Raw genomic sequence first — 22861 nt, forward strand, 5'->3', positions numbered from 1 at the left:
GGTCAGTCGTGCATGTGGAGCGGCTTGCCGGCCAGCGCCAGGTGAGCCTCGCCGAGCGCCTCGTTCTGCGTCGGGTGGGCGTGGATGAGCTGGGCCACCTCGGCCGGCAGCGCCTCCCAGTTGTAGATCAGCTGCGCCTCGCCGACCTGCTCGCCCATACGGTCGCCGACCATGTGGACGCCGACCACGGCACCGTCCTTGACCTGGACCAGCTTGATCTCGCCCGCGGTCTTCAGGATGCGGCTCTTGCCGTTGCCACCCAGGGGGAACTTGATGGAGACGACCTTGTCCGCGCCGTAGACCTCCTTCGCCTTGGCCTCGGTGAGACCGACGGAGGCGACCTCCGGGTGGCAGTACGTCACCCGCGGCACGCCGTCGTAGTCGACCGGCACGGTCTTCAGGCCGGCCAGCCGCTCCGCCACCAGGATGCCCTCGGCGAAGCCGACGTGCGCGAGCTGGAGGGTGGGAACGAGGTCACCGACGGCGGAGATGGTCGGGACGTTGGTCCGCATGTACTCGTCGACGAGGACGAAGCCGCGGTCCATCGCGACGCCGTTCTCCTCGTAGCCCAGGCCCTGCGAGACCGGGCCGCGGCCGATGGCGACGAGCAGGACCTCGGCCTCGAACTCCTTGCCGTCGGCGAGGGTGACCTTGACGCCGTCCTGGGTGTACTCGGCCTTCTGGAAGAAGGTGCCCAGGTTGAACTTGATGCCCCGCTTGCGGAAGGCGCGCTCCAGGAGCTTGGAGCTGTTCTCGTCCTCGACCGGGACCAGGTGCTTGAGGCCCTCGATGACCGTGACCTCGGAACCGAAGGACTTCCACGCGGAGGCGAACTCGACGCCGATGACGCCGCCGCCCAGCACGATCGCGGACTTCGGCACGCGGTCGAGCGTGAGGGCGTGGTCCGAGGAGATGATCCGGTCGCCGTCGATCTCCAGGCCCGGCAGGGTCTTCGGCACGGAGCCGGTCGCCAGCAGGACGTGGCGGCCCTGGACACGCTGGCCGCCCACGTCGACGGAGGTGGGGGAGGAGAGCCGGCCCTCACCCTCGATGTAGGTGATCTTGCGGGAGGCGACCAGACCCTGCAGGCCCTTGTACAGGCCGGCGATCACCTCGTCCTTGTACTTGTGCACGCCGGCCATGTCGACGCCCTCGAAGGACGTCTTGACGCCGAACTGCTCGCTCTCGCGGGACTGGTCGGCGACCTCGCCCGCGTGGAGCAGGGCCTTGGTGGGAATACAGCCGTTGTGCAGGCAGGTGCCGCCAAGCTTGTTCTTCTCGATCAGGGCGACGTCCAGGCCCAGCTGCGCCCCGCGCAGGGCCGCGGCGTAACCACCGCTACCACCGCCGAGGATCACTAGGTCGAAAACGGTGCTGGCGTCGTTCGCCACGTCACGTCCTCCATGCATGTGCGCCACGCCGGTCTGCGGTGACCGGTCGGCGGCTGGTGTCCGGCCGCTCATTGTTCTCGGCCCTTGGGTGGGCCCTGTCCTGCCGGGCTCCATCTTCGCACTTGTGAGAGGCGAACGAGACGTGGGGCCGGGGTGTGAGACACCCCACGTTCACGTGAGCGGGGTTCGTCCTGCGGTTCTTCTTGGCCGACGCGGAGGACAGCCCCCCAGGGGCGCGGGGAACTGCGCGACGAGCCACGGTGGACCCGCGGTCGCACAGTCACCCGCACCCCCGAGCTCTCAGGCGCCGCTAGCCCAGCTCCCCCGCAGCCGCCAGCTCGGCAACCCGCACCAGCGTCCGCACCGCCGTCCCCGTACCGCCCTTAGGCGTGTACCCGAACGGCCCGCCCTCGTTGAAGGCCGGACCCGCGATGTCCAGGTGCGCCCAGGTGATGCCCTCGCCGACGAACTCCCGCAGGAACAGACCGGCCACCAGACCGCCGCCCATCCGCTCACCCATGTTCGCGATGTCCGCGGTCGGCGAGTCCATGCCCTTGCGCAGGTGCTCCGGCAGCGGCATCGGCCACGCCGGCTCGCCGGACTCCTCCGCCGCCTCGTGCACCGCGGAGCGGAACGCGTCGTCGTTCGCCATGATCCCGTACGTCCGGCTGCCCAGCGCCAGCATCATCGCGCCGGTCAGCGTCGCCACGTCGATGATCGCGTCCGGCTTCTCCTGCGAGGCCGCCCACAGCGCGTCGGCGAGCACGAGCCGGCCCTCGGCGTCGGTGTTGAGCACCTCCACCGTCTTGCCGCTGTACATGCGCAGCACGTCACCCGGACGCGTCGCGGAGCCCGACGGCATGTTCTCGGCCAGCGCCAGCCAGCCGGTCACGTTGACCTCGAGGCCGAGCCGCGCGGCAGCGACGACCGCGGCGAACACGGCGGCGGCACCGGCCATGTCGCACTTCATCGTCTCGTTGTGCCCGGCCGGCTTCAGCGAGATGCCGCCCGAGTCGTAGGTGATGCCCTTGCCGACGAAGGCGAGGGACTTCTTCGCCTTGGGCGAGGTGTACGACAGCTTCACCAGCCGCGGGCCCGACGCCGAACCGGCGCCGACGCCGAGGATGCCGCCGTAGCCGCCCTTGACGAGCGCCTTCTCGTCGAGCACCTGCACCTTGATGCCGTGCTCCTTGGCCGCCGCCTGCGCCACCGCCGCGAACGCCTCCGGGTTGAGGTCGTTCGGCGGGGTGTTGACCAGGTCGCGGGCGCGGTTCAGCTCCTCGGCGACGGCCGCGGCACGCTCGACCGCCGCCTTGTACACCTTGTCGCGGGGCTTGCCGCCGAGCAGCACGGCCTCCGCCAGCGGGGCCTTGCCGTTGCCGTTGCCCTTCGCCCGGGCGCCCTTGGCGTCCTTGGCGGACTCCTTGTACGCGTCGAAGGAGTACGCGCCGAGCAGCACGCCCTCGGCGACGACACCGGCGTCGGCGGCCTCGGCGAGCGGCAGGGCGAAGGCGGCCTTCTTGGCGCCGGCCAGGGCACGGGCGGCCGCGCCGGCGGCCCGGCGCAGGGACTCGGGGTCGAAACCGGCCTCCTTCTCGGGCTCGGCACCGAGGCCCACCGCCACCACGACGGGCGCCTTGAAACCGGCCGGAGCGGGCAGCTTCGTCACCTCGCCCTCGGCGCCCGAGGCACCGAGGGTCTCCAGGACGCCGGCGAGCCGGCCGTCGTACGCCTTGTCCACGGCCTCGGCGCCCGGGGCGACGGACGGGCCGCCTGCGCCCTTGGCGACGCCGATCACGATCGCGTCGGCCCGGAGGCCGGGCGCCGCGGCGGTGGAGAGAGTGAGAGCAGTCACGGTGGTGAAATCTCGCTTCCGTATGAAGTCTGGTGTGGCCGAATGCGGGTGGGTCGACCGGGCCCGACATCCGACCCTAGATCCCTCCTGCGATGCGGTCCTCGCCTGGGCAGGCGAACACTCGGCACGAGCCTACGCTCGCGCCCCGCCGGGCTCCCGCCCGCGGGGCCGCGGTTTCCCCGCGGCTGTGCGGATGGGAGATCATTCCGGCAGTACGCCGCACAACCCTCCCGCCCCCTGGAGCACTTCCCGTGAGACGCCCGGTCCTGTCGACAGCCCTCCTCCTGCTGCTGCTCGCGGGCTGCACGTCGGCCCCCGGCGGCGACGACGGCGAGGCCGCCGGCCGCTGGCGGCCGACGCCCGGCACCGACTGGCAGTGGCAGCTCAGCGGCAAGCTCGACACGTCCGTCGACGTGCCGGTCTACGACATCGACGGCTTCGACCACGGCAAGGCCACCGTCGCCGGGCTGCACGAGGACGGACGCAAGGTCATCTGCTACGTCTCCACCGGTGCCTGGGAGGACTTCCGGCCCGACGCCGACGCGTTCCCGGCGGCGGTGCTGGGCAAGGGCAACGGCTGGGAGGGCGAGCGGTGGCTGGACATCCGCGCGACGGACGTCCTGGAGCCGCTGATGGCCGAACGCCTCGACATGTGCCGGGAGAAGGGGTTCGACGCGGTCGAGCCCGACAACATGGACGGCTACAAGAACGAGACCGGGTTCCCGCTCACCGGCGCCGACCAGCTCCGCTACAACCGGCTGATCGCGAAGCTCGCCCACGACCGCGGGATGGCCGTCGGGCTGAAGAACGACCTGGACCAGATCCCGGAACTGGTGGACGACTTCGACTTCGCCGTCAACGAGCAGTGCGCCCAGTACGGCGAGTGCGCCGACAACCAGCCGTTCGTCGACGCGGACAAGGCGGTCTTCCACGTGGAGTACGAGCTGCCGACGGAACGCTTCTGCGCCGACTCCCGGGAGCTGCGGCTCAGTTCGATGCTGAAGAAGTACGAGCTGGACGCGTGGCGGGAGGCCTGCTGAGCCCGCGGCTCAGCCCAGGATCAGCACGATCAGCGTGGTCGTCGCCGCCGTCTCCGCTACGCCGCCGAAGACGTCGCCGGTGACGCCGCCGAAGCGGCGGACGCAGCGGCGCAGCAGGAGTTCGGCCGCCGCGGCGGCGCACACCACGGCGAGTGCCGTGCGCAGGGCGTCGTACGGGCCCAGGTACGCGCCCGCCGTCGCGCCGGCGGCCAGGGTGACGACCGCCGCCGCGGTCAGCGCCCCGCCGGTCGGGACCACCCCGGCGACCGCCGCGCCCAGGCCCTCCGGACGGGCGGCGGGCACCCCGGTCCGGGCGGCCGTCGTGAGCGCCAGCCGGGCGGCGGTCGCCGAGACCACGGCGGCGAGCGCGCCCCGGGTCCACGAGCCGTCGTAGGCCTGGGCGAGGGCGGCCACCTGGGCGAGCAGGGTGAACAGCAGGGTGAGGACGCCGAACGGTCCGATGTCCGACTGCTTCATGATCCGCAGGGCGTCCTCGGCGGGCTTGCCGCTGCCCAGTCCGTCGGCGGTGTCGGCCAGGCCGTCCAGGTGCAGTCCGCGCGTGAGTACGGCGGGGACGGCGGCCGTGGCGACCGCCGCGAGCAGGTTTCCCGCGCCCAGGAGCAGCAACAGGAGCCCGGCGGCCGCGGCGGCGACACCGACGGCCAGACCGGCCAGCGGCGCCCACAGCATGCCGCTGCGCGCGGCGTCCCGGTCCCAGCGGGTGACGTTGACCGGGAGCACGGTGAGGGTGCCGAAGGCGAAACGGAGGCCGTCGGGGGAGGGGGTCCTGAGCACCGGCGCAGACTACCCGGCGGTCGGAGGGGCGTTGACGGGCGTCGGGGATAAAGTGCGCATATGGGAGATTGGTGGCAGCGCAACATCGTGGAACCGGGCAAGCTGCCGCTGCTCCTCGCGCTGGCGGCGTTCGTGCTGACGTTCGTGATCACCCGGGTGATCACGCGTCTGATCCGGGCGGGCAAGGGGCCATTCGGGAACGTCAAGGCGGGCGGGGTGCACATCCACCACGTGGTCCCGGGGGTCGTGCTCACCGTCGTCGGCGGGTTCGGCGCGGTCGCGGGGGGCGGGCACGGGTTCTGGTCGGCGTTGGCGGCGGTGGTCTTCGGGATCGGGGCGGGGCTCGTGCTGGACGAGTTCGCGCTGATCCTGCACCTCGACGACGTGTACTGGACCGAGGCGGGGCGCAAGAGCGTGGAGGCGGTGGTGCTCACCGCGGCGCTGGTCGGGCTGGTCCTCGCGGGGTTCACGCCGTTCGGCGTCGACGGGATGTCGCAGGACGAGGCGCAGGACCGTGCGAATGTCATCGCGACCGTCGCGGGGAACTTCTTCTTCTCCCTCCTGGCTCTGGCCAAGGGCAAGGGGCGGTTGGCGGTCTTCGGGGTCATCGTGCCGGTGATCGCCCTGATCGGCGCGGTCCGCCTGGCCCGGCCGGACTCCCTGTGGGCCCGCCGCTTCTACGCCCGTCGCCCGCGCGCCCGGGCCCGGGCCCGGCTGCGCGCCTATCGCCACGACCGCCGCTGGTCCGGGCCGCGCCGGGTGGTCCAGGACTGGATCGGGGGCCGCCCGGACCCACGGTGAGGATGCCTGCGGCGCCTGTGCGGGGTGGGTGGGGGTGCGCGTAGCGCGGTGCGTTGTCTGGGGGTCGGGGCCGCGCCGGGGGGTGTCCGTCCTCGGAACGGCGCGAAATCGGTCGGCCACGGGGGCGCAGGGCGTTGACGCGCCAACCGCTGCGGGCGAACACCCCCCGACACGACCCCTTCGCGCCGTACGCGACTGCCCCGCCGCGCCGCCTCCCGCCCCGCTGCGGACAATTGCCACGCCGCCCTAGCTGCGGGCCGTCGCCCCCCCCGGCCCTAGCTGCGGGCAGTCGTGCCGCTGGGGCGGCACGGGTGGGCGCAGCGGCACCCCGGCAGCGCCGGGCTCGCGTCCCCACCCCGCGGCCACACCCACCCCGGATGACCGAGGCACCCCGGACCAGCTGATCGCGCCCACACCCACCCCGGGTGACCAAGAAACCCGGGACTAGTTGACCGCGCCCACACCCGCGCCGGGTGGCCAAAAACCCCGGGGCCAGCTGATCGCGCCCACAGCCACCCCGGGGGACCAAGGAACCCCGGTTCATCCGACGGCGTTCACTCGCCCCCGTCGGAGACCTCCGGCAGCTCCGCCGACAGGGACGCCGCCGCCTGGACCAGGGGCAGGGCCAGCAATCCGCCCGCGCCCTCGCCCACCTTCACGCCCTGGGACAGCAGCGGCTCCATGGCCATCCGGTCCAGCGCCTTGGCCTGGCCCGGCTCCCCGCTGTCGTGGGCGGCAAGCCACCAGTCCGGGGCCCGGAAGGCGACCCGCTGCCCGACCAGCGCGCACGCCGCCGTCACGACGCCGTCCAGGATCACCGGCATCTTCCGCACCGCGCTCTGGAGCAGGAAGCCCGTCATGGCGGTGAGGTCCGCGCCGCCGACCGTGGCGAGGAGGCGCAGCTGGTCGCCGAGGACGGGCCGCGCGCGGCGCAGCGCGTCACGGATCGCCGCGCACTTGCGCATCCAGGCCAGGTCGTCGATCGGCAGCCCGCCCCGGCCGGTGACGACCGACGCGTCCGTCCCGCACAGCGCCGCGACCAGCACACCCGCCGCGGTCGTGCCGCCCACGCTCACATCGCCCAGCACCACCAGATCCGTGCCCGAGTCGGCCTCCTCGTCGGCCACCGCCATCCCCGCCCGGAAGGCGGCCTCCGCCTCCTCGAGGGTCAGCGCGTCCTCGATGTCGATGCGGCCGCCACCGCGCCGCACCCGGTGCCCCGCCACCTCGGCGGGCAGCGTCTCCGGGTCGCAGTCCAGGGCCATGTCGACGACGCGCACGGGCACGTCCAGGCGCCTGGCGAGCACCGACACCGGCCGGCCGCCCTCCAGCACCTCGCGCACCAGCTCGCCGCCACCGCCCGCGGGCCGCGCCGACACGCCCAGCTCGGCGACCTTGTGATCACCGGCGAACAGCACCACCCGGGGGCGTACGACGGGGCGTACCGGTACGGCGGACTGGGCCGCCGACAGCCACTCGCCCAGGTCGTCGAGGCGGCCCAGCGATCCGGGCGGAACGACCTGACGCTCCCGGCGCGCCTCCGCGTCGCGGCGTACCCCGCCGTCGGGGCGCTCGATCAGGTCGGTGAAGTCGTCGAGATTCAGCGAGCTCATTCGCCGAACAGTACCGGCCCCGGTCGAACCCGAAGGAGGGCCCGTGGGCAGCACGCCCGGGCAGCGTCGTTGCACGCCGGAGCGCGCTCACCTACGTAACGTTTTGCCTGGAATGCCGTGCCTGTCCTCTTGTGTCGGGAGCCGCCCGTGTCCGGAACCTCCGCCCCCTCGGTGCCTCCCGTCCCCCCGTACGGGCCGTACCGCGAGGACTGCCCCTGGTGCGGCTCGCGGCGGCTGCGTGCCCGGCGGCGCGGTGACGGGCCGCGGCAGGGAGCGCCCCACCGGTCTCCGGTCGAGCGGTGCTCCGACTGCCGGCACGTCTTCCGCAACCCGCCGCTCACGCCCGGGCCCGAACACCCCCTGGTCCGGGCCGGGGTCCGGATCGGGCACGTGCTGGCCGCCCGGGCGATGGTCCGCCGTTGCCCGGAGCCGGAGAGCTGGCTGGACGTCGGCACCGGGGACGCCGACTTCCCGCGGGCCGCGCGTGCGTACTTCCCGTACACCTCGTTCGACGGCCTGGACCCCACCCCCCGTGTGCTGCGGGCCCGTGCCGCCGAGCGGGTGGAGGAGGCGTTCGTCGGGCGGCTGACGGATCATCACGTCGCGGTCCGGGTGCGGGCGCGCTACGACGTCGTCAGCCTCTTCCAGTACCTGGAGCGGGTGCCGGACCCGCGGGCGGAACTGCGGGCCGCGCTGGGGGCGCTGCGGCCCGGCGGGCATCTGCTCGTCGACGTGGCCGATCCGCGGCGTGTGATGCCCGGTCACCCCGTGGGGCTGAGCGCCGAACTCGTGGCCCAGGGCTGCACGGTCCTCACCGGTGACCGGGGCCGCCGCGTCATCGCGCGCAAGGACGCCTCAGCCCCGTAGCACCAGGGCCTGGCCCGCCACCACGAGGAGGACCTGCTCGCACTCGGCGGCGAACGCCGCGTTCAGGCGGCCGAGTTCGTCGCGGTAGCGGCGGCCGGACGCCGTGGCCGGGACGATGCCCGAGCCGACCTCGTTGGACACCGCCACCAGCGTGCGCCGGGTGGCGCGGACCGCCTCGGTCAGCTCCCGCACCCGGTCCCCGAGCGCCCGTTCGCCGCCGCCGGCCCACTCCGCGTCGTCCCACGCGCCGACCGCGTCCATCGCGTCCGTCAGCCACAGGGACAGGCAGTCGACGAGCAGGGGCGGGCCCTCGTCCTTCAGGAGGGGGACCAGGTCGCAGGTCTCGGTGGTGCGCCAGGAACCGGGGCGGCGCTCCCGGTGGGCGCGGACCCGGGCCGCCCATTCGGTGTCGCCGCCCCGGGAGCCGCCGGTGGCGACGTAGAGCACGTCGGGGAAGGACTCCAGCCGGCGTTCCGCCTCCACCGACTTGCCCGACCGGGCGCCGCCCAGCACCAGGGTGCGCCGCGGTACGTCGGGCACGTCCTCGTACGAGCCCACCGTCAGCGTCGTGCCGTCCGGCACCGCCCGCGCGCCGGCCGCCGCGAGCCGCCGCGCCAGCTCCCGGCCCGGCGGCACGTCGTGGTCCAGGTGGACGGCGACGACGTCCGTGGTCGGGCCCGCCGCGCCGACCGCGCGCAGCTTCGCCAGCGCGTCCGGCCGTCCCACGACGTCCGCGAGGACCAGGTCGTACGGCTCGGCGGGCTCCTCCAGGCCCGCCGGGGCGCCGCCCGGCGGTAGGTACAGCAGCCGCCCGCCGTCCGGTCCCGTCACCGCGTACCCGGTGCCCGGCGCGTCCAGCGCCACCGCGCGTACCCGGTGCCCGGTCAGCAGCGCCAGCTCCCGGCCGTCCGGCACCCGGCCCGGCTGCGGCAGCCCGGCCGGCACCTCCACGGCGGGGCCGTCGTGCGGGTGGGAGAGCAGCACCTGGCGTACGCCGGCCAGCGAGCGCCCGGCCCGCGCAGCGGCGAACACGGCGCCCGGCGTCAGGTCGAGCAGCAGCGCCCCGTCCACCAGCAGCGCGGTCGCCGCGCGCGCGTGCTCGCCCTGCGCCGCGGCACAGGCCGCGCAGGGACAGTCGGGGCGGGGCAGTCCCGCGGGGGCACCGGTGCCGAGCAGAGTCACGTCCACGCACCGATTTTCCCCGGTCGCCCGGCGACGTGCGCGTCCGAGTCCCCCCAGGAGGCCGTTCCCGTCGCCGGATCTTGTCTCCCGGTCTTCTACGGAGTGCCCGGCTCAGCGCATAGGCTGCGGGCGGGGGCCGGACCAAGATCCGGCTTCCGCTCTGCTTGTGCTCACATCTTGGAGGCGTACATGGCGGCATGGACGTGGCGGTTCGAGACGGCCGGCGGGACGGAGGTCCAGCCCGCGGTGCAGCCCGAGGAGTTCACCACGCAAGGGGACGCCGAGTCCTGGATCGGGGAGCACTGGAAGGACCTCCAGGAGGGCGGCGCCGACCAGGTGCGGCTGTTCGAGGACTCCGCCGAGATCTACGGTCCGATGAGCCTGCACGCCGAGGAGGCGGAGGCGGAGGAGGCCGGGACCGAGGCCTGAGGGCCGCGGGGGCGGGGCGGGGGCGGCTCCGCCCCCGTCACTGCTCGCCCAGCGTGACCTCGGCGGTGTGCTCGGCGCCGCTGCGGGTGTACGTCACCTTGGTGCGGTCGCCCGGCCGCATCGACGCCAGGGCCTCCGACAGCGAGGTGATGGTGGTGATGTCCGTGTCCCCGAGCCGGACGACCACGTCCCCGGGGCGCAGCCCGGCGTCGTCGGCGGCCCCGCCGTCGCCCACCTCGACAACGGCCACCCCGGCGGGGCGGTAGCCGTCGTCGACGACCGTGCGGGCGGTGATGCCCAGCGCGGCCCGGCCCGAGTCGGTGACCTTGCCGTCCTCGACGATCTGCCCGGCCACGGTGGTCACCATCGACGCCGGGATCGCGAAGCCGATGCCCGGCGCCGCGCTGTCGCCGAGGCCCGGATCGGTGGCGGCCAGCGTCGGGATGCCGATCACCCGGCCGTCCAGGTTCACCAGCGCGCCCCCGCTGTTGCCGGGGTTGATGGCCGCCGAGGTCTGCACCATGTTGGCGATGGTCGCGCCCGTGCCGCCGTCGCCGCTGCCCTCGGTCACGGTCCGCCCGGTCGCCGAGACGATGCCCTGCGTCACGCTGGAGGACAGGCCGAGCGGCGAGCCCATCGCCAGCACGATCTGCCCGACCTCGACCTTCGCGGAGTCCCCGAAGCGGGCCGCCTTCATCCCGTCGGGCACCTGGTCGAGCTTGATGACCGCCAGGTCCTGCTCCGGGTAGGAGGAGACCAGCTTCGCGGCCAGGGCGCCCTCGGCGCGGGCCGTCGTCACCCGGAAGGACCTGCCGTCGCCGACGACGTGGGCGTTGGTGACGATGTGGCCCCGGTCGTCGTACACGATCCCCGACCCCAGCGAGTCGCCCGCCTGGATCTGCACGACCGACGGCAGTACGTCCTTGATCACCCGTTCGTAGTCGGCCTGCAGCTCATGGGCCGCGCGCGGCGCCGCGGCCCGCGCCGGGTCGCCCTCCCGTGCGTTCCCGGCCCCCCGCTCGGTGCCCGAACCGGTGCCGGAACAGCCGGTCGCGAGCAGCAGGGAGCAGACCGGCACGGCCACCGAGGCGAGCCGGCGGCGCAGACGGGCGCGGGAAGTGTCCATGGCCCGAGTCTCACCGCGCCCCGGGCACCCGGCCCCCGGTGAACACCCGAACGGGCGCCGGAGCCCCGGGTGCGGTCGGTCAGCCCCGGACCCCGCACAGGTGCAGCAGCGCCGCGACCGCGCGGTACGGGTCGGTGCGGCCGGCCCGTTCCTCGGCGGCCAGCAGAGCGTCGAGGTCGTCGGGCGGCGTGGTCCCGTCGGCCGCCGTGTCCGTGAAGATCCGTACCCCGTACCAGGTGTGCAGCGGGGCGCCGATGCCCGCGAGCCTCGCGGTCAGCGTCGACAGGCGGTCCGCGCGGACGTCGTGGCCCAGGCGGTCGCGGTAGTGCGTGGTGTCGAAGGCGGCCTGCGCACCGGCCCAGTCACCCCGGAGGCCGGGGCGCAGCGCGAGCGCGTCGCCGTTGCGCACCACGAGGGACAGCAGGCCGCCGGGCGCGAGCATCCGCGCCAGGCCCGCGAGCAGCGGGTCGGGGTCCTCGACGTACATGAGCACGCCGTGGCACAGCACCACGTCGAAGCTGCCCGGCAGGAAGTGCACGCCGGTGTCCCGGCCGTCGCCCTCGATGATCCGCATCCGCTCCCGGATGCCCTCCGGCTGCCCGGCCAGGGCCTCGCGCGCCGTCGCGATCATCGTCGTGTCCCGCTCCACGCCGGTCACCTGGTGTCCGGCCCGGGCCAGCCGCAGCGCCTGGGTGCCCCGGCCCATCCCGACGTCGAGCACGCGCAGCCGCCTGCCCACGGCGAAGCGCCCGGCTATCTGCTCGTCCAGCTGCCGGGCCACCAGCTCCTGCCGTACGACGTCCCGAAGCCCGGACGGTCCCGCTGTCCAGGTCTCGGCCGCGTCCCCGGTGAAAGGCGTCGTGCTCAGGGCCGCTCCCCGCGCTTCACCTGCGGCTTGGGCAGCCGCAGCCGGCGCATCTGGAGCGAGCGCATCAGCGCGTAGGCCACCGCGCCGCGGCGGCGCTCGTCCGGGAAGCGCTCGGCGAGCCGCTTCTTCAGCCGGAAGCCGGTGACGATCGAGTCCAGCACGATCAGCACGATCACGACCAGCCACAGCAGCAGCGCGACGTTCTGCAACGAGGCGACGCGGATCATGCTCAGCACGAGGATGACCACGGCCATCGGCAGGAAGTACTCCGCGATGTTGAACCGCGAGTCGACGAAGTCGCGCGCGAACTTGCGGACCGGACCCTTGTCACGGGCCGGCAGGTACCGCTCGTCGCCCTTCGCCAGCGCCTCGCGCTGCCGGGCCATCGCGGTCCGCCGCTCCTCGCGCTGGCGCTTGGCGGCGTCCTTGCGCGTCAGCGGCGTATGGGCGACGCTGCGGCGCTGGGACTGGGCCGCACTGCGCTTGGGCGTGGGCCTTCCCTTGGGGGCCTGCGGGTCACGGGGCTGCTTGGAGTCGGTCACCGGCGCACTGACGGCGCTCTGGGCCTTCTCATCCTTGGCACGGCTACGGAACACAAAACCCAAGGGTACGGGGTGCCGGCGTGTGGACCCCAGTCCGGTGGGGAACGATCCGGCAACGCCGGTCGTCTGTAAGGGGACAGAGGGGATGTTGCGTACAGCCCCGGACACCGGGACTTTCCGGACAACCCGGGGAGCACCTACTCCCTGCGCCGGACGGGGAGCGTACGCAGTCGTCCTTGGGGATGAGCGCATCCGTCCCCGAACAGTGCGGTAATGGATGCAGGGCCCGTACTGTGGGTTCTGTTGCAGTCGCTGGAGCCGGAGTCGGCCAGAAGGGGGCGCGCGAAGCCCATGAGCGGTGTCATGAAGCGTATGGGGATGATCTTCCGCGCGAAGGCCAACAAGGCCCTTGACCGGGCCGAGGACCCGCGCGAGACCCTCGATTACTCGTACCAGAAACAACTGGAGCTGTTGCAGAAGGTGCGCCGCGGCGTCGCCGACGTGGCGACCAGCCGCAAGCGGCTGGAGCTCCAGCTCAACCAGCTCCAGTCCCAGTCGGGCAAGCTGGAGGACCAGGGCCGCAAGGCACTGGCGCTGGGCCGCGAGGACCTCGCCCGCGAGGCGCTGTCCCGGCGCGCCGCGCTCCAGCAGCAGGTCACCGACCTGGAGACGCAGCACGCCACGCTCCAGGGTGAGGAGGAGAAGCTCACCCTGGCGGCCCAACGCCTCCAGGCCAAGGTGGACGCCTTCCGCACCAAGAAGGAGACCATCAAGGCCACCTACACGGCCGCCCAGGCGCAGACCCGCATCGGCGAGGCGTTCTCCGGCATCTCCGAGGAGATGGGCGACGTCGGCCTGGCCATCCAGCGGGCCGAGGACAAGACCGCCCAGCTCCAGGCCCGGGCCGGCGCCATCGACGAGCTGCTCGCCTCCGGCGCCCTCGACGACCAGTCCGGCATGCACAAGGACGACATCCAGGCCGAGCTGGACCGGCTCTCCGGTGGTACGGATGTAGAGCTGGAACTGCAGCGCATGAAGGCCGAGCTGGCCGGGGGCTCCACCTCCGACCGCCAGGCCATCGAGGGCGCCCAGGGACAGGGCCAGGCCCCGTCCCAGTCCCAGCAGCCGCAGGACACCCCGCGCTTCGACAAGCAGTAGCCCACGGCTAGGAGGGCCGACATGATCGTACGGATCATGGGGGAGGGACAGCTGACGCTGGCCGACGGCCGGCTCGGTGAGCTGAACAGGCTGGACGACGAACTCCTGGCCGAGATGGACAACGGCGACGGCCCCGGCTTCCGCGCGACCCTCCAGGCCCTCCTGGCCAAGGTCCGCGAGCTGGGCGAGCCCCTGCCGGACGACAGCCTGGAGCCGTCCGACCTCATCCTCCCGTCCCCGGACGCCACCCTGGAGGAGGTCCGGGAGCTCCTGAGCGACGACGGCCTCATCCCGGGGAGCGCCTGAGAACGCCGGTCGGCATCTCCAGCCCGCCCGGCGCTTGAGGACGAGGCCGTCCAGGCCGACAGCGGGGTCTGGGGGCGCAGCCCCCAGCCAACGCCCACTGCACGCGGGCCCCCTCAAAAGACACCCCCACTCCAGCTACCGTGAAACACCGTGAGCACCCTCGCCCGCGCCCGCTGCACCATCGGCGCCCACCGCTCCGCCATGGACGCCGCCCTCGCCGCGGCCGTCCTGCTGTGCATGGTCGCCGGCTCCTTCGTGGACCCGCACGGCCCGGAGGGCGTGAGCTGGGGCCTGCGCACCCCCGACGCGCTCAGCCTCGCCCTCATGACCGCCGGCGCCGCCGCGCTGGCCTTCCGCCGACGGGCGCCGATGACGGTCCTCGTCGTCACCGGCGGCGTCTCCGTCGTCGAGAGCGTCACCGGCGACCCGCGCGCCCCGGTCGTGATGTCCGCCGTCATCGCCCTGTTCACCGTCGCCGCCTCCACCGACCGGAACACCACCTGGCGGGTCGGCCTGCTCACCATGACGGTGCTCACCGGCGCCGCCATGCTGGCCGGCCCCCTGCCCTGGTACGCGCAGGAGAACCTCGCCGTCTTCGCCTGGACCGGCATCGGCGCCACCGCCGGGGACGCCGTCCGCAGCCGCCGGGCCTTCGTGCAGGCCATCCGGGACCGGGCGGAGAAGGCCGAGCGCACCCGGGAGGAGGAGGCACGCCGCCGGGTCGCCGAGGAACGGCTGCGCATCGCCCGCGACCTGCACGACGTCGTCGCCCACCACATCGCCCTGGTCAACGTGCAGGCCGGAGTCGCCTCGCACGTCATGGACAAGCGGCCCGACCAGGCCAAGGAGGCGCTCGCCCACGTACGGGAGGCCAGCCGCAGCGCGCTGGACGAGCTGCGGGCCACCGTCGGGCTGCTCCGCCAGTCCGGCGATCCGGAGGCACCGACCGAGCCCGCGCCGGGCCTCGCCCGCCTCGACGAGCTGGTGGGCACCTTCCACCACGCCGGACTGCGGGTCGAGGTGGCCCGCACCGACCAGGACACCGAGCTGCCCGCCGCCGTCGACCTGGCCGCGTACCGCATCATCCAGGAGGCGCTGACCAATGTGCAGAAGCACGCCGGGCGGCAGGCGAAGGCCGAGGTCAGCGTCGTGCGGGTGGGACCGAACATCGAGGTGACCGTGCTCGACGACGGCACCGGCGACGGCGAGGCCCCGGACGCCCCCGCCGAGGGCGGCGGACACGGGCTGCTCGGCATGCGCGAGCGGGTCACCGCCGTGCGCGGCACCCTCACCACCGGTCCCCGCTACGGAGGCGGTTTCCGCGTGCATGCGATCCTTCCGGTCAAGAACCGCACCGACGCCGCCACCGACGCCACCAAGGACCCCGTATGACGATCCGTGTGCTGCTCGCCGACGACCAGGCGCTGCTGCGCAGCGCCTTCCGGGTGCTGGTCGACTCCGAGCCCGACATGGAGGTGGTGGGGGAGGCGTCCGACGGCGCGGAGGCGGCCCGGCTGGCCGCCGAGCAGCGGGCCGACGTGGTGCTGATGGACATCCGGATGCCCGGCACGGACGGTCTCGCCGCCACCCGCATGATCAGCGCCGACCCGTCCCTCGCCCACGTCCGCGTGGTCATCCTGACCACCTTCGAGGTCGACGACTACGTGGTGCAGTCGCTGCGCGCCGGGGCCTCCGGCTTCCTCGGCAAGGGGTCCGAGCCCGAGGAGCTGCTCAGCGCGATCCGGGTCGCGGCCGGCGGCGAGGCGCTGCTGTCGCCGACCGCCACCAAGGGCCTGATCGCCCGCTTCCTGGCCCAGCAGGACACGGCCGACGAGGCGCGCGACCCGGCCCGCGCCGAGCGGCTGGAGTCGCTGACCGTGCGGGAGCGCGAGGTGCTGGTCCAGGTCGCCGGCGGGCACTCCAACGACGAGATCGCCGAGCGGCTCGAGGTCAGCCCGCTCACCGTGAAGACCCATGTGAACCGGGCCATGGCGAAGTTGGGCGCCCGCGACCGCGCCCAACTGGTCGTCATCGCGTACGAATCCGGGCTGGTACGTCCAAGGGTGGAGTGACCTCCTCCCGCGCGTACTGCGGAGGGAGTAGGCGGGGGATAAGGAAATGGACCTGGGGCCTAGGGATGCGGGGGCGTGCATGGCTCAGGGTGTTGGGGTGGGCGCTCACCTGTGCCGCCCGCGCCCGGCGCTGCCATGTGCCCCGTCCCCCGCTCGGCCACAGAAGAGAGACCCTGAGCCATGTCCTGGCTGTCGAGATTCAGCCTCGCGCAACGGGCCCTGATAGGGCTGATGTCGATCATCGCGCTCGTCTTCGGGGCGATCGCGATCCCCCAGCTCAAGCAGCAGCTGCTGCCCACCATCGAACTGCCCATGGTGTCGGTGCTGGCCCCGTACCAGGGTGCCTCGCCGGACGTGGTCGAGAAGCAGGTCGTCGAGCCGATCGAGGACAGCCTCGAAGCGGTCGACGGGATCTCCGGCGTCACCTCCACGGCCAGTGAGGGCAACGCCGTCATCAGGGCGTCCTTCGACTACGGCCCGGACACCCAGCAGCTGGTCGCCGACGTCCAGCAGGCCGTGAACCGGGCCCGCGCCCAGCTCCCGGAGGACGTGGACCCGCAGGTCGTCTCCGGCTCGACGGACGACATCCCGACCGTCGTCCTCGCCGTCACCTCCGACAAGGACCAGCAGGCGCTGGCCGACCAGGTGGACAAGACCGTCGTCGCCGAGCTGAAGGACATCGACGGCGTCGCCCAGGTCGCGGTCGACGGCGTCCGCGACGTCCAGGTCACCGTCACCCCGGACCCGGCGAAGCTGGCCGCGGCCAAGGTGAGCCCGCAGGTGCTCGCCCAGTCCCTCCAGGCGGGCGGCGCGACCGTCCCGGCCGGTTCCTTCGACGAGGGCGGCGCCAACCGCACCGTCCAGGTCGGCGGCGGCTTCACCTCGGTCGAGCAGATCCAGAACCTCATGATCACCGGCGAGGGCGTCGCCAAGCCGGTCCGCCTCGGCGACGTCGCCACCGTCAAGGAGGAGGAGGCCCGGGCCGACTCCCTCACCCGCACCAACGGCAAGCCGTCCCTCGCGGTCGTCGTGACGATGGACCACGACGGCAGCGCGGTCTCCATCTCGAACGCCGTGGAGGACAAGCTCCCCGACCTGCGCGAGCAGCTCGGCGCCGGCGCGACCCTCACCGTCGTCAGCGACCAGGGCCCGGCCGTCTCCAAGGCCATCTCGGGCCTGACCACGGAAGGCGGGCTCGGTCTGCTCTTCGCCGTCCTGGTCATCCTGGTCTTCCTGGCGTCGGTCCGCTCCACCCTGGTCACCGCGGTCTCCATCCCGCTGTCGGTGGTGCTGGCGCTGATCGTCCTGTGGACGCGCGACCTCTCGCTCAACGTGCTCACGCTGGGCGCGCTGACCATCGCCATCGGCCGCGTCGTCGACGACTCGATCGTCGTCCTGGAGAACATCAAGCGGCACCTCGGCTACGGCGAGGAGCGCAAGGACGCCATCCTGGGCGCCGTGCGCGAGGTCGCCGGAGCGGTCACCTCCTCCACGCTCACCACGGTCGCCGTGTTCCTGCCGATCGGCCTGGTCGGCGGCCTGGTCGGCGAGCTGTTCGGCTCCTTCAGCCTCACCGTCACCGCGGCGCTGCTGGCGTCCCTGCTGGTGTCGCTGACGGTCGTCCCGGTGCTGTCGTACTGGTTCCTGCGGCCCCCGAAGGGCATGCCCGAGGACGCGGCCGAGGCCCGCAGGCTGGCCGAGGAGAAGGAGGCCAAGAGCCGCCTCCAGCGCTTCTACGTCCCCGTCCTGCGTTTCGCCACCCGCCGCCGGCTGACCAGCGTGGCCCTCGCGATCGTCGTCCTGGTCGGCACCTTCGCCATGGCGCCGCTGCTGAAGACCAACTTCTTCGACCAGGGCGAGCAGAAGGTCCTCAGCGTCAAGCAGGAGCTGAAGCCGGGCGCCAGTCTCGGCGCGACCGACGAGCAGGCCAAGAAGGTCGAGAAGCTGCTCGGCGCCACCGAGGGCGTCAAGGACTACCAGGTCACCATCGGCTCGTCCGGCTTCGAGGCCGCCTTCGGCGGCGGCACGGACACCAACCAGGCGTCGTACCAGGTCATGCTGGAGGACTCCGCGTCCGCCGAGGACGTCCAGGACCACATCGAGGACGGGCTGGCGAAGCTCGACGGCATCGGCACCACCACCATCGCCGCCGGGGACGGCTTCGGCAGCCAGGACCTGAGCGTCGTCGTCAAGGCGGCCGACGCGCAGGTGCTCCGCGACGCCGCCGAGCAGGTCCGCAAGACCGTCGCCGGACTCGACGACGTCACCGACGTCACCAGCGACCTGGCGCAGAGCGTGCCGCGCATCTCCGTCAAGGCCAACGCGAAGGCCGCCGCGGCAGGCTTCACCGACCAGACCCTCGGCGCGGCCGTCACCCAGGCGGTGCGCGGCACCCCGGCCGCCAAGGCCACCCTGGACGACACCGAGCGCGACGTGGTCATCAGGTCGGCCCGGCCCGCCGAGACGCTCGCCGAGCTGAAGGCGCTGAACCTGGGCGCGGTCAAGCTGGGTGACATCGCCACCGTGCGGCTGGTCGACGGCCCGGTCTCGATGACCCGGATCGACGGCCAGCGCGCGGCGACCATCACCGCCAAGCCGACCGGCGACAACACCGGCTCGGTCGGCGCGGACCTCCAGTCGAAGATCAACGGCCTGGACCTGCCCGCCGGCGCCACGGCCGAGATCGGCGGCGTCACCGCGGACCAGGACGAGGCATTCGTCAACCTGGGCCTCGCCATGCTCGCGGCGATCGCCATCGTGTTCATGCTGCTGGTCGGCACCTTCCGGTCGCTGGCCCAGCCGCTGGTCCTGCTGGTGTCCATCCCGTTCGCGGCGACCGGCGCCATCGGCCTGCTGGTCGCCACGGGCACCCCGATGGGCGTCCCGGCGATGATCGGCATGCTGATGCTGATCGGCATCGTGGTCACCAACGCCATCGTGCTGATCGACCTGATCAACCAGTACCGCAAGCAGGGCTACGGCGTCGTCGAAGCGGTGATCGAGGGCGGCCGCCACCGGCTGCGGCCCATCCTCATGACGGCCCTGGCGACGATCTTCGCCCTGCTCCCGATGGCGCTGGGCGTCACCGGCGAGGGCGGCTTCATCGCCCAGCCGCTCGCGGTGGTCGTGATCGGCGGTCTGATCACGTCGACGCTGCTGACCCTGCTCCTGGTCCCGACGCTCTACGCGATGCTGGAGCTCCGCAAGGAGCGGCGCGCGAAGAAGCGGGCCGCGAAGAAGGGCCTGCCCGAGCAGTCCCGGTCCGCGGAGGAACCGGAGCCGGCCCAGGTCTGACACCCGCCGGCAGGACGAAGGGCGCCCCCGTGGACCGGCCACGGGGGCGCCCTGCGCGCTTCCTCAGTGCTCACACAGGGAGAACTCGCGCTCGTAGAGCTGCTCGTTGTGCTCGTCGACGAAGAACTTGCGTTCCCGCATGAGCTGTTCGCGGTAGTCCCTGGCCTCCTCCAGCGTCATGGTCGAGGTGTCGGACCACGGCTGCTGCGGCGGCACGTCGGACGTCGAGACGATCGTCTCCGACGGGTCGACCAGGAAGAACGCGAGAATCTTGCGGTGACCGGGACGGGTGGGGTCCGCGAGGCGGAACGAGCCGACCCGGTGCTGCAGGACGTTCGGGAACGCCAGGCAGCGGCCCGCCGGGGTCGGCGCCGATCCCAGCACCTGGTTCAGCGCGCCCTCGTCCTCCAGGCCGTAGACCTCACGCAGGCCCTTGTGGTCGTTCTGCTCGTAGCGCGGGTCGTCGAACGCCGTGCGGAAGCTCAGGCTGCTCTCGGTGATGTTCTCGCTGTCCCAGTAGTAGATGCCGGTCGAGACGATCCGCTCGTTCAGCATGCCCTCGACGTGCCAGGAACCGCCCGCGTACTCGGGCTTGTCCGGGGTGAGGTGGATGGTGGCGAGCTTGACGACGACCTGGAGACGGCGGCCGCGCAGGTCGACGCGTGCCGATGCGCCGGGCGTCTCGGGCGGCGTGAAGACCGGGGCGTCCGGGACGTTCGGGCGGCGGTTCACCCACCAGTCGTCGCAGGCTTCTTCCCATGCCTGCATGGCCTCTTCGTAGGCCTCCTCGTCGCTGAAGTCGGACTCCTCCGGTTCCTCCGGCTCCTGCGACTCGTCGTACCACCCGTAGGGATCGGCCTCGATCCGCGGGGGACGCGGATGGCGCAGGTCGGTGAGCACGTTCTCCAGCAGCGGGAGCATGCGCGCGAACAGGTCCGGCAGCACGGACGCCAGTTCGCGATGATCCTCGGGGTGCACGTTGTTGACGTACGAACGGAAGGTGGCCTCGCCCTCGTCGCTGACGTCCACGTCCGTGGGCAGCCACTGGAACCTCTCCGAGAACTCGTACTTGGCGTAGCGGTCCGTCGGGTTCCGCCAGGCCCGCTCGGGGGCGCCGCTCACCTCCCGCACCAGGCAGAACAGGGAGGGGTGGACCAGGTCGAGCACCTGGCCGCCGGACCCGGGGTGCCAGTCCCGCTCTGCTTCGGGGACCTCTTCCAGGACCCGGACCGCCTCGCGCAGCCGGGAGCGGAGCGCGTCGTCGATCAGTGTGTCCGACTGCCACACCCCGTCGACGGCGGACACCTCGACGCCGGTCCGCGGGTCCCGCAGCGCGGCGTAGTGCGCGAGTTCGGCGAGCACGTAACGCACCTGCGCCTCGGTGAGGCCCTGGGCGACCGCTTCCCGCGACCACCTGGCGACGATGTCGGGGTCGTTCATCTTGTCGGACCAGTCCGGCTTGGACCGGATGTGGGCGCTGCACCGCATCATCTCGAGCTCCCGCAGCGTCCGGGGTTTCACGGACGGTATGGAGCGGGTCGAGGTGAAGGGCAGCGGGAAAGCAGACAGGCCGGTCAATGCTCTGGATCCTCCCAGTCGATGTGCGGCGGCGGGAAGCCTAGGGCAGCGGACTGACACCGCGGCCATGGGCTTCCCGCCGGCCCGGACCGGCCCGACCCGGTTACGGCAGCGCCAGCATCCGCTCCAGCGCCAGCTTCGCGAACGCCTCCGTCTCCTTGTCCACCTCGATGCGGTTGACCAGGGTGCCCTCGGCCAGCGACTCCAGGGTCCAGACCAGGTGCGGGAGGTCGATGCGGTTCATGGTCGAGCAGAAGCAGACCGTCTTGTCGAGGAAGACGATCTCCTTGTCCTCGGCGGCGAAACGGTTCGCCAGGCGACGGACCAGGTTCAGCTCGGTCCCGATGGCCCACTTGGAACCGGCCGGGGCCGCCTCCAGGGCCTTGATGATGTACTCGGTCGAGCCGACGTAGTCCGCCGCCGCGACGACCTCGTGCTTGCACTCGGGGTGCACCAGGACGTTCACGCCCGGGATGCGCTCGCGCACGTCGTTCACCGAGTCGAGGCTGAAGCGGCCGTGCACCGAGCAGTGACCCCGCCACAGGATCATCTTCGCGGCGCGCAGCTCCTCGACGGTCAGCCCGCCGTTGGGCTTGTGCGGGTTGTAGAGGACGCAATCCTCCAGCGACATGCCCATGTCCCGCACCGCGGTGTTGCGGCCCAGGTGCTGGTCCGGCAGGAAGAGGACCTTCTCGCCCTGCTCGAAGGCCCAGTCCAGGGCCCGCTTCGCGTTGGACGAGGTGCAGATGGTGCCGCCGTGCTTGCCGGTGAACGCCTTGATGTCCGCGGACGAGTTCATGTACGACACGGGCACGACCTGCTCGGCGATCCCGGCCTCGGTCAGCACGTCCCAGCACTCGGCGACCTGCTCGGCGGTGGCCATGTCCGCCATGGAGCAGCCGGCCGCCAGGTCGGGCAGGACCACCTTCTGGTCGTCCGAGGTGAGGATGTCGGCCGACTCCGCCATGAAGTGCACACCGCAGAAGACGATGTACTCGGCCTCCGGGCGGGCGGCCGCGTCCCGGGCCAGCTTGAAGGAGTCGCCCGTGACGTCGGCGAACTGGATGACCTCGTCGCGCTGGTAGTGGTGACCGAGGACGAAGACCTTGTCACCGAGCTTCTCCTTGGCCGCGCGGGCGCGCGCGACCAGGTCCGGGTCGGAGGCCGAGGGCAGGTCCCCGGGGCACTCCACGCCGCGCTCGCTCCTCGGGTCGGCCTCGCGGCCGAGCAGCAGCAGGGCGAGGGGCGTCGGCTGTACGTCGAGCTCCTGGGTTTGGGCGGTGGTCACGACACGCACCCTTTCTACTTTTCGTCGACCCTTTTCGTCGAACTGACGCTATATATCATAACCGGTTCACGTCACTTTGACGATGCCCATAGTGTCGGTGTGACGTGAATCCCGGCGCCGGAGCCGCCGTCCGCGGCCGCCGTCCACAGGCCCCTGACCGCCGGCGGGGGCGTGTGCGAGCATGAAGGGAGCGCCGAGGACAAAGACTCGGCCCCGCCCGGAATGAATCCGCGGCTCCGTCGGTTGAAACCGTCGGCAAGCAGTCTCCGTACAACCCGGGAGAGATGTAGATGTCCGTATCGGACGAGACCACCACCGTCACCGACGGCATCATCCTGACCGACGCCGCCGCGTCGAAGGTCAAGGCGCTGCTCGACCAGGAAGGCCGTGACGACCTCGCGCTGCGCGTCGCCGTCCAGCCCGGCGGCTGCTCCGGCCTGCGGTACCAGCTCTTCTTCGACGAGCGCTCGCTCGACGGCGACGTGGTGAAGGACTTCGGCGGCGTCAAGGTCACCACCGACCGCATGAGCGCCCCGTACCTCGGCGGCGCCACCATCGACTTCGTGGACACGATCGAGAAGCAGGGCTTCACGATCGACAACCCGAACGCGACGGGTTCCTGCGCCTGCGGCGACTCCTTCAGCTGACAGGCCGAG

General features: G+C 72.5%; 20 protein-coding genes. 10 read left to right on the forward strand and 10 right to left on the reverse strand.

Annotation, left to right across the window (positions count from 1 at the left end; translation table 11 throughout):
* Window positions 1–2 precede the first annotated feature (2 nt).
* The gene (lpdA, locus tag ACIRGB_RS27875; RefSeq protein ID WP_403870620.1) at window positions 3–1391 is read right to left on the reverse strand and encodes a dihydrolipoyl dehydrogenase; all 1389 of its coding nucleotides are present in this window, start codon (window positions 1389–1391) and stop codon (window positions 3–5) included.
* Between the two features lie 310 nt (window positions 1392–1701).
* Window positions 1702–3246 (reverse strand): leucyl aminopeptidase, encoded by a 1545-nt coding sequence (locus ACIRGB_RS27880; RefSeq protein WP_403870623.1) that lies wholly within the window; start codon window positions 3244–3246, stop codon window positions 1702–1704.
* A 251-nt stretch (window positions 3247–3497) separates the two neighbouring features.
* Here ACIRGB_RS27880 and ACIRGB_RS27885 point away from each other — a divergent pair, with 251 nt between their 5' ends.
* Window positions 3498–4286 (forward strand): endo alpha-1,4 polygalactosaminidase, encoded by a 789-nt coding sequence (locus tag ACIRGB_RS27885; RefSeq protein WP_403870626.1) that lies wholly within the window; start codon window positions 3498–3500, stop codon window positions 4284–4286.
* A 9-nt stretch (window positions 4287–4295) separates the two neighbouring features.
* Here the strand turns inward: ACIRGB_RS27885 and ACIRGB_RS27890 are convergent, their stop codons facing one another.
* Entirely contained in the window at window positions 4296–5081 is a 786-nt protein-coding gene (locus ACIRGB_RS27890) for an adenosylcobinamide-GDP ribazoletransferase (RefSeq protein WP_403870629.1), read from the reverse strand.
* Window positions 5082–5141: 60 nt separating this feature from the next.
* Here ACIRGB_RS27890 and ACIRGB_RS27895 point away from each other — a divergent pair, with 60 nt between their 5' ends.
* On the forward strand, window positions 5142–5882 hold the full coding sequence (locus tag ACIRGB_RS27895) for a hypothetical protein (protein ID WP_403870632.1): 741 nt from the start codon (window positions 5142–5144) through the stop codon (window positions 5880–5882).
* Window positions 5883–6436: 554 nt separating this feature from the next.
* Here the strand turns inward: ACIRGB_RS27895 and cobT are convergent.
* The gene (gene cobT, locus ACIRGB_RS27900) at window positions 6437–7495 is read right to left on the reverse strand and encodes a nicotinate-nucleotide--dimethylbenzimidazole phosphoribosyltransferase (protein WP_403870635.1); all 1059 of its coding nucleotides are present in this window, start codon (window positions 7493–7495) and stop codon (window positions 6437–6439) included.
* Between the two features lie 147 nt (window positions 7496–7642).
* Between cobT and ACIRGB_RS27905 the strand changes: the two genes are divergently transcribed.
* Window positions 7643–8362: a class I SAM-dependent methyltransferase gene (locus ACIRGB_RS27905; RefSeq protein ID WP_403870638.1), complete on the forward strand. Its 720-nt coding sequence runs from the start codon at window positions 7643–7645 to the stop codon at window positions 8360–8362.
* Here the strand turns inward: ACIRGB_RS27905 and ACIRGB_RS27910 are convergent.
* Window positions 8351–9550, reverse strand: a complete 1200-nt coding sequence (locus ACIRGB_RS27910) for a bifunctional adenosylcobinamide kinase/adenosylcobinamide-phosphate guanylyltransferase (protein WP_403870642.1) — start codon at window positions 9548–9550, stop codon at window positions 8351–8353. The genes ACIRGB_RS27905 and ACIRGB_RS27910 overlap by 12 nt on opposite strands.
* A 183-nt stretch (window positions 9551–9733) precedes the next feature.
* Here ACIRGB_RS27910 and ACIRGB_RS27915 point away from each other — a divergent pair, with 183 nt between their 5' ends.
* Window positions 9734–9973 carry a hypothetical protein gene (locus ACIRGB_RS27915; RefSeq protein WP_403870645.1) on the forward strand — a complete coding sequence of 80 codons (240 nt, stop codon included), beginning with the start codon at window positions 9734–9736 and terminating at the stop codon, window positions 9971–9973.
* Window positions 9974–10010: 37 nt separating this feature from the next.
* On the opposite strand, the gene ACIRGB_RS27920 is transcribed toward ACIRGB_RS27915, so the two are convergent.
* The 3 genes from ACIRGB_RS27920 to ACIRGB_RS27930 form a co-directional block, all read right to left on the reverse strand.
* On the reverse strand, window positions 10011–11099 hold the full coding sequence (locus tag ACIRGB_RS27920) for a S1C family serine protease (RefSeq protein WP_403870648.1): 1089 nt from the start codon (window positions 11097–11099) through the stop codon (window positions 10011–10013).
* 79 nt (window positions 11100–11178) lie between these two features.
* Entirely contained in the window at window positions 11179–11880 is a 702-nt protein-coding gene (locus tag ACIRGB_RS27925; protein ID WP_403870651.1) for a class I SAM-dependent methyltransferase, read from the reverse strand.
* Window positions 11881–11963: 83 nt separating this feature from the next.
* Complete coding sequence (locus ACIRGB_RS27930) at window positions 11964–12602, reverse strand: DUF3043 domain-containing protein (protein ID WP_403870721.1); 639 nt, start codon at window positions 12600–12602, stop codon at window positions 11964–11966.
* Between the two features lie 270 nt (window positions 12603–12872).
* Between ACIRGB_RS27930 and ACIRGB_RS27935 the strand changes: the two genes are divergently transcribed.
* The 5 genes from ACIRGB_RS27935 (at window position 12873) to ACIRGB_RS27955 (ending at window position 19339) form a co-directional block, all read left to right on the forward strand.
* Window positions 12873–13667, forward strand: coding sequence for a PspA/IM30 family protein (locus ACIRGB_RS27935; protein ID WP_403870654.1), 795 nt, complete (start codon window positions 12873–12875; stop codon window positions 13665–13667).
* 21 nt (window positions 13668–13688) lie between these two features.
* Entirely contained in the window at window positions 13689–13973 is a 285-nt protein-coding gene (locus ACIRGB_RS27940) for a hypothetical protein (protein WP_403870657.1), read from the forward strand.
* A 150-nt stretch (window positions 13974–14123) separates the two neighbouring features.
* Complete coding sequence (locus tag ACIRGB_RS27945) at window positions 14124–15365, forward strand: sensor histidine kinase (RefSeq protein WP_403870660.1); 1242 nt, start codon at window positions 14124–14126, stop codon at window positions 15363–15365.
* Window positions 15362–16045 carry a response regulator gene (locus tag ACIRGB_RS27950; protein ID WP_403870663.1) on the forward strand — a complete coding sequence of 228 codons (684 nt, stop codon included), beginning with the start codon at window positions 15362–15364 and terminating at the stop codon, window positions 16043–16045. Before ACIRGB_RS27945 ends, ACIRGB_RS27950 begins: the two co-directional genes overlap by 4 nt.
* Window positions 16046–16225: 180 nt before the next feature.
* Entirely contained in the window at window positions 16226–19339 is a 3114-nt protein-coding gene (locus ACIRGB_RS27955) for an efflux RND transporter permease subunit (RefSeq protein ID WP_403870666.1), read from the forward strand.
* A 63-nt stretch (window positions 19340–19402) separates the two neighbouring features.
* Here ACIRGB_RS27955 and ACIRGB_RS27960 read toward each other — a convergent pair whose 3' ends face one another.
* Window positions 19403–20917: a DUF4246 domain-containing protein gene (locus ACIRGB_RS27960; protein WP_403870669.1), complete on the reverse strand. Its 1515-nt coding sequence runs from the start codon at window positions 20915–20917 to the stop codon at window positions 19403–19405.
* A gap of 103 nt (window positions 20918–21020) precedes the next feature.
* Window positions 21021–22205 carry a quinolinate synthase NadA gene (gene nadA / locus ACIRGB_RS27965; RefSeq protein ID WP_403870672.1) on the reverse strand — a complete coding sequence of 395 codons (1185 nt, stop codon included), beginning with the start codon at window positions 22203–22205 and terminating at the stop codon, window positions 21021–21023.
* Between the two features lie 290 nt (window positions 22206–22495).
* Between nadA and ACIRGB_RS27970 the strand changes: the two genes are divergently transcribed.
* Window positions 22496–22852: an iron-sulfur cluster assembly accessory protein gene (locus tag ACIRGB_RS27970; protein WP_052839876.1), complete on the forward strand. Its 357-nt coding sequence runs from the start codon at window positions 22496–22498 to the stop codon at window positions 22850–22852.
* Window positions 22853–22861 lie beyond the last annotated feature (9 nt).

The sequence above is a fragment of the Streptomyces sp. NPDC102490 genome, assembly GCF_044765285.1.
Taxonomy (GTDB): Bacteria; Actinomycetota; Actinomycetes; order Streptomycetales; family Streptomycetaceae; genus Streptomyces.

Excerpts from the sequence above, each read along its gene's own strand:
- ACIRGB_RS27895 (WP_403870632.1), top strand. The coding sequence starts at position 5,142 with ATGGGAGATTGGTGGCAGCGCAACATCGTGGAACCGGGCAAGCTGCCG.
- cobT (WP_403870635.1), bottom strand. The coding sequence starts at position 7,495 with ATGAGCTCGCTGAATCTCGACGACTTCACCGACCTGATCGAGCGCCCC.
- ACIRGB_RS27915 (WP_403870645.1), top strand. The coding sequence starts at position 9,734 with ATGGCGGCATGGACGTGGCGGTTCGAGACGGCCGGCGGGACGGAGGTC.
- ACIRGB_RS27920 (WP_403870648.1), bottom strand. The coding sequence starts at position 11,099 with ATGGACACTTCCCGCGCCCGTCTGCGCCGCCGGCTCGCCTCGGTGGCC.
- ACIRGB_RS27935 (WP_403870654.1), top strand. The coding sequence starts at position 12,873 with ATGAAGCGTATGGGGATGATCTTCCGCGCGAAGGCCAACAAGGCCCTT.
- ACIRGB_RS27940 (WP_403870657.1), top strand. The coding sequence starts at position 13,689 with ATGATCGTACGGATCATGGGGGAGGGACAGCTGACGCTGGCCGACGGC.
- ACIRGB_RS27950 (WP_403870663.1), top strand. The coding sequence starts at position 15,362 with ATGACGATCCGTGTGCTGCTCGCCGACGACCAGGCGCTGCTGCGCAGC.
- ACIRGB_RS27955 (WP_403870666.1), top strand. The coding sequence starts at position 16,226 with ATGTCCTGGCTGTCGAGATTCAGCCTCGCGCAACGGGCCCTGATAGGG.
- ACIRGB_RS27970 (WP_052839876.1), top strand. The coding sequence starts at position 22,496 with ATGTCCGTATCGGACGAGACCACCACCGTCACCGACGGCATCATCCTG.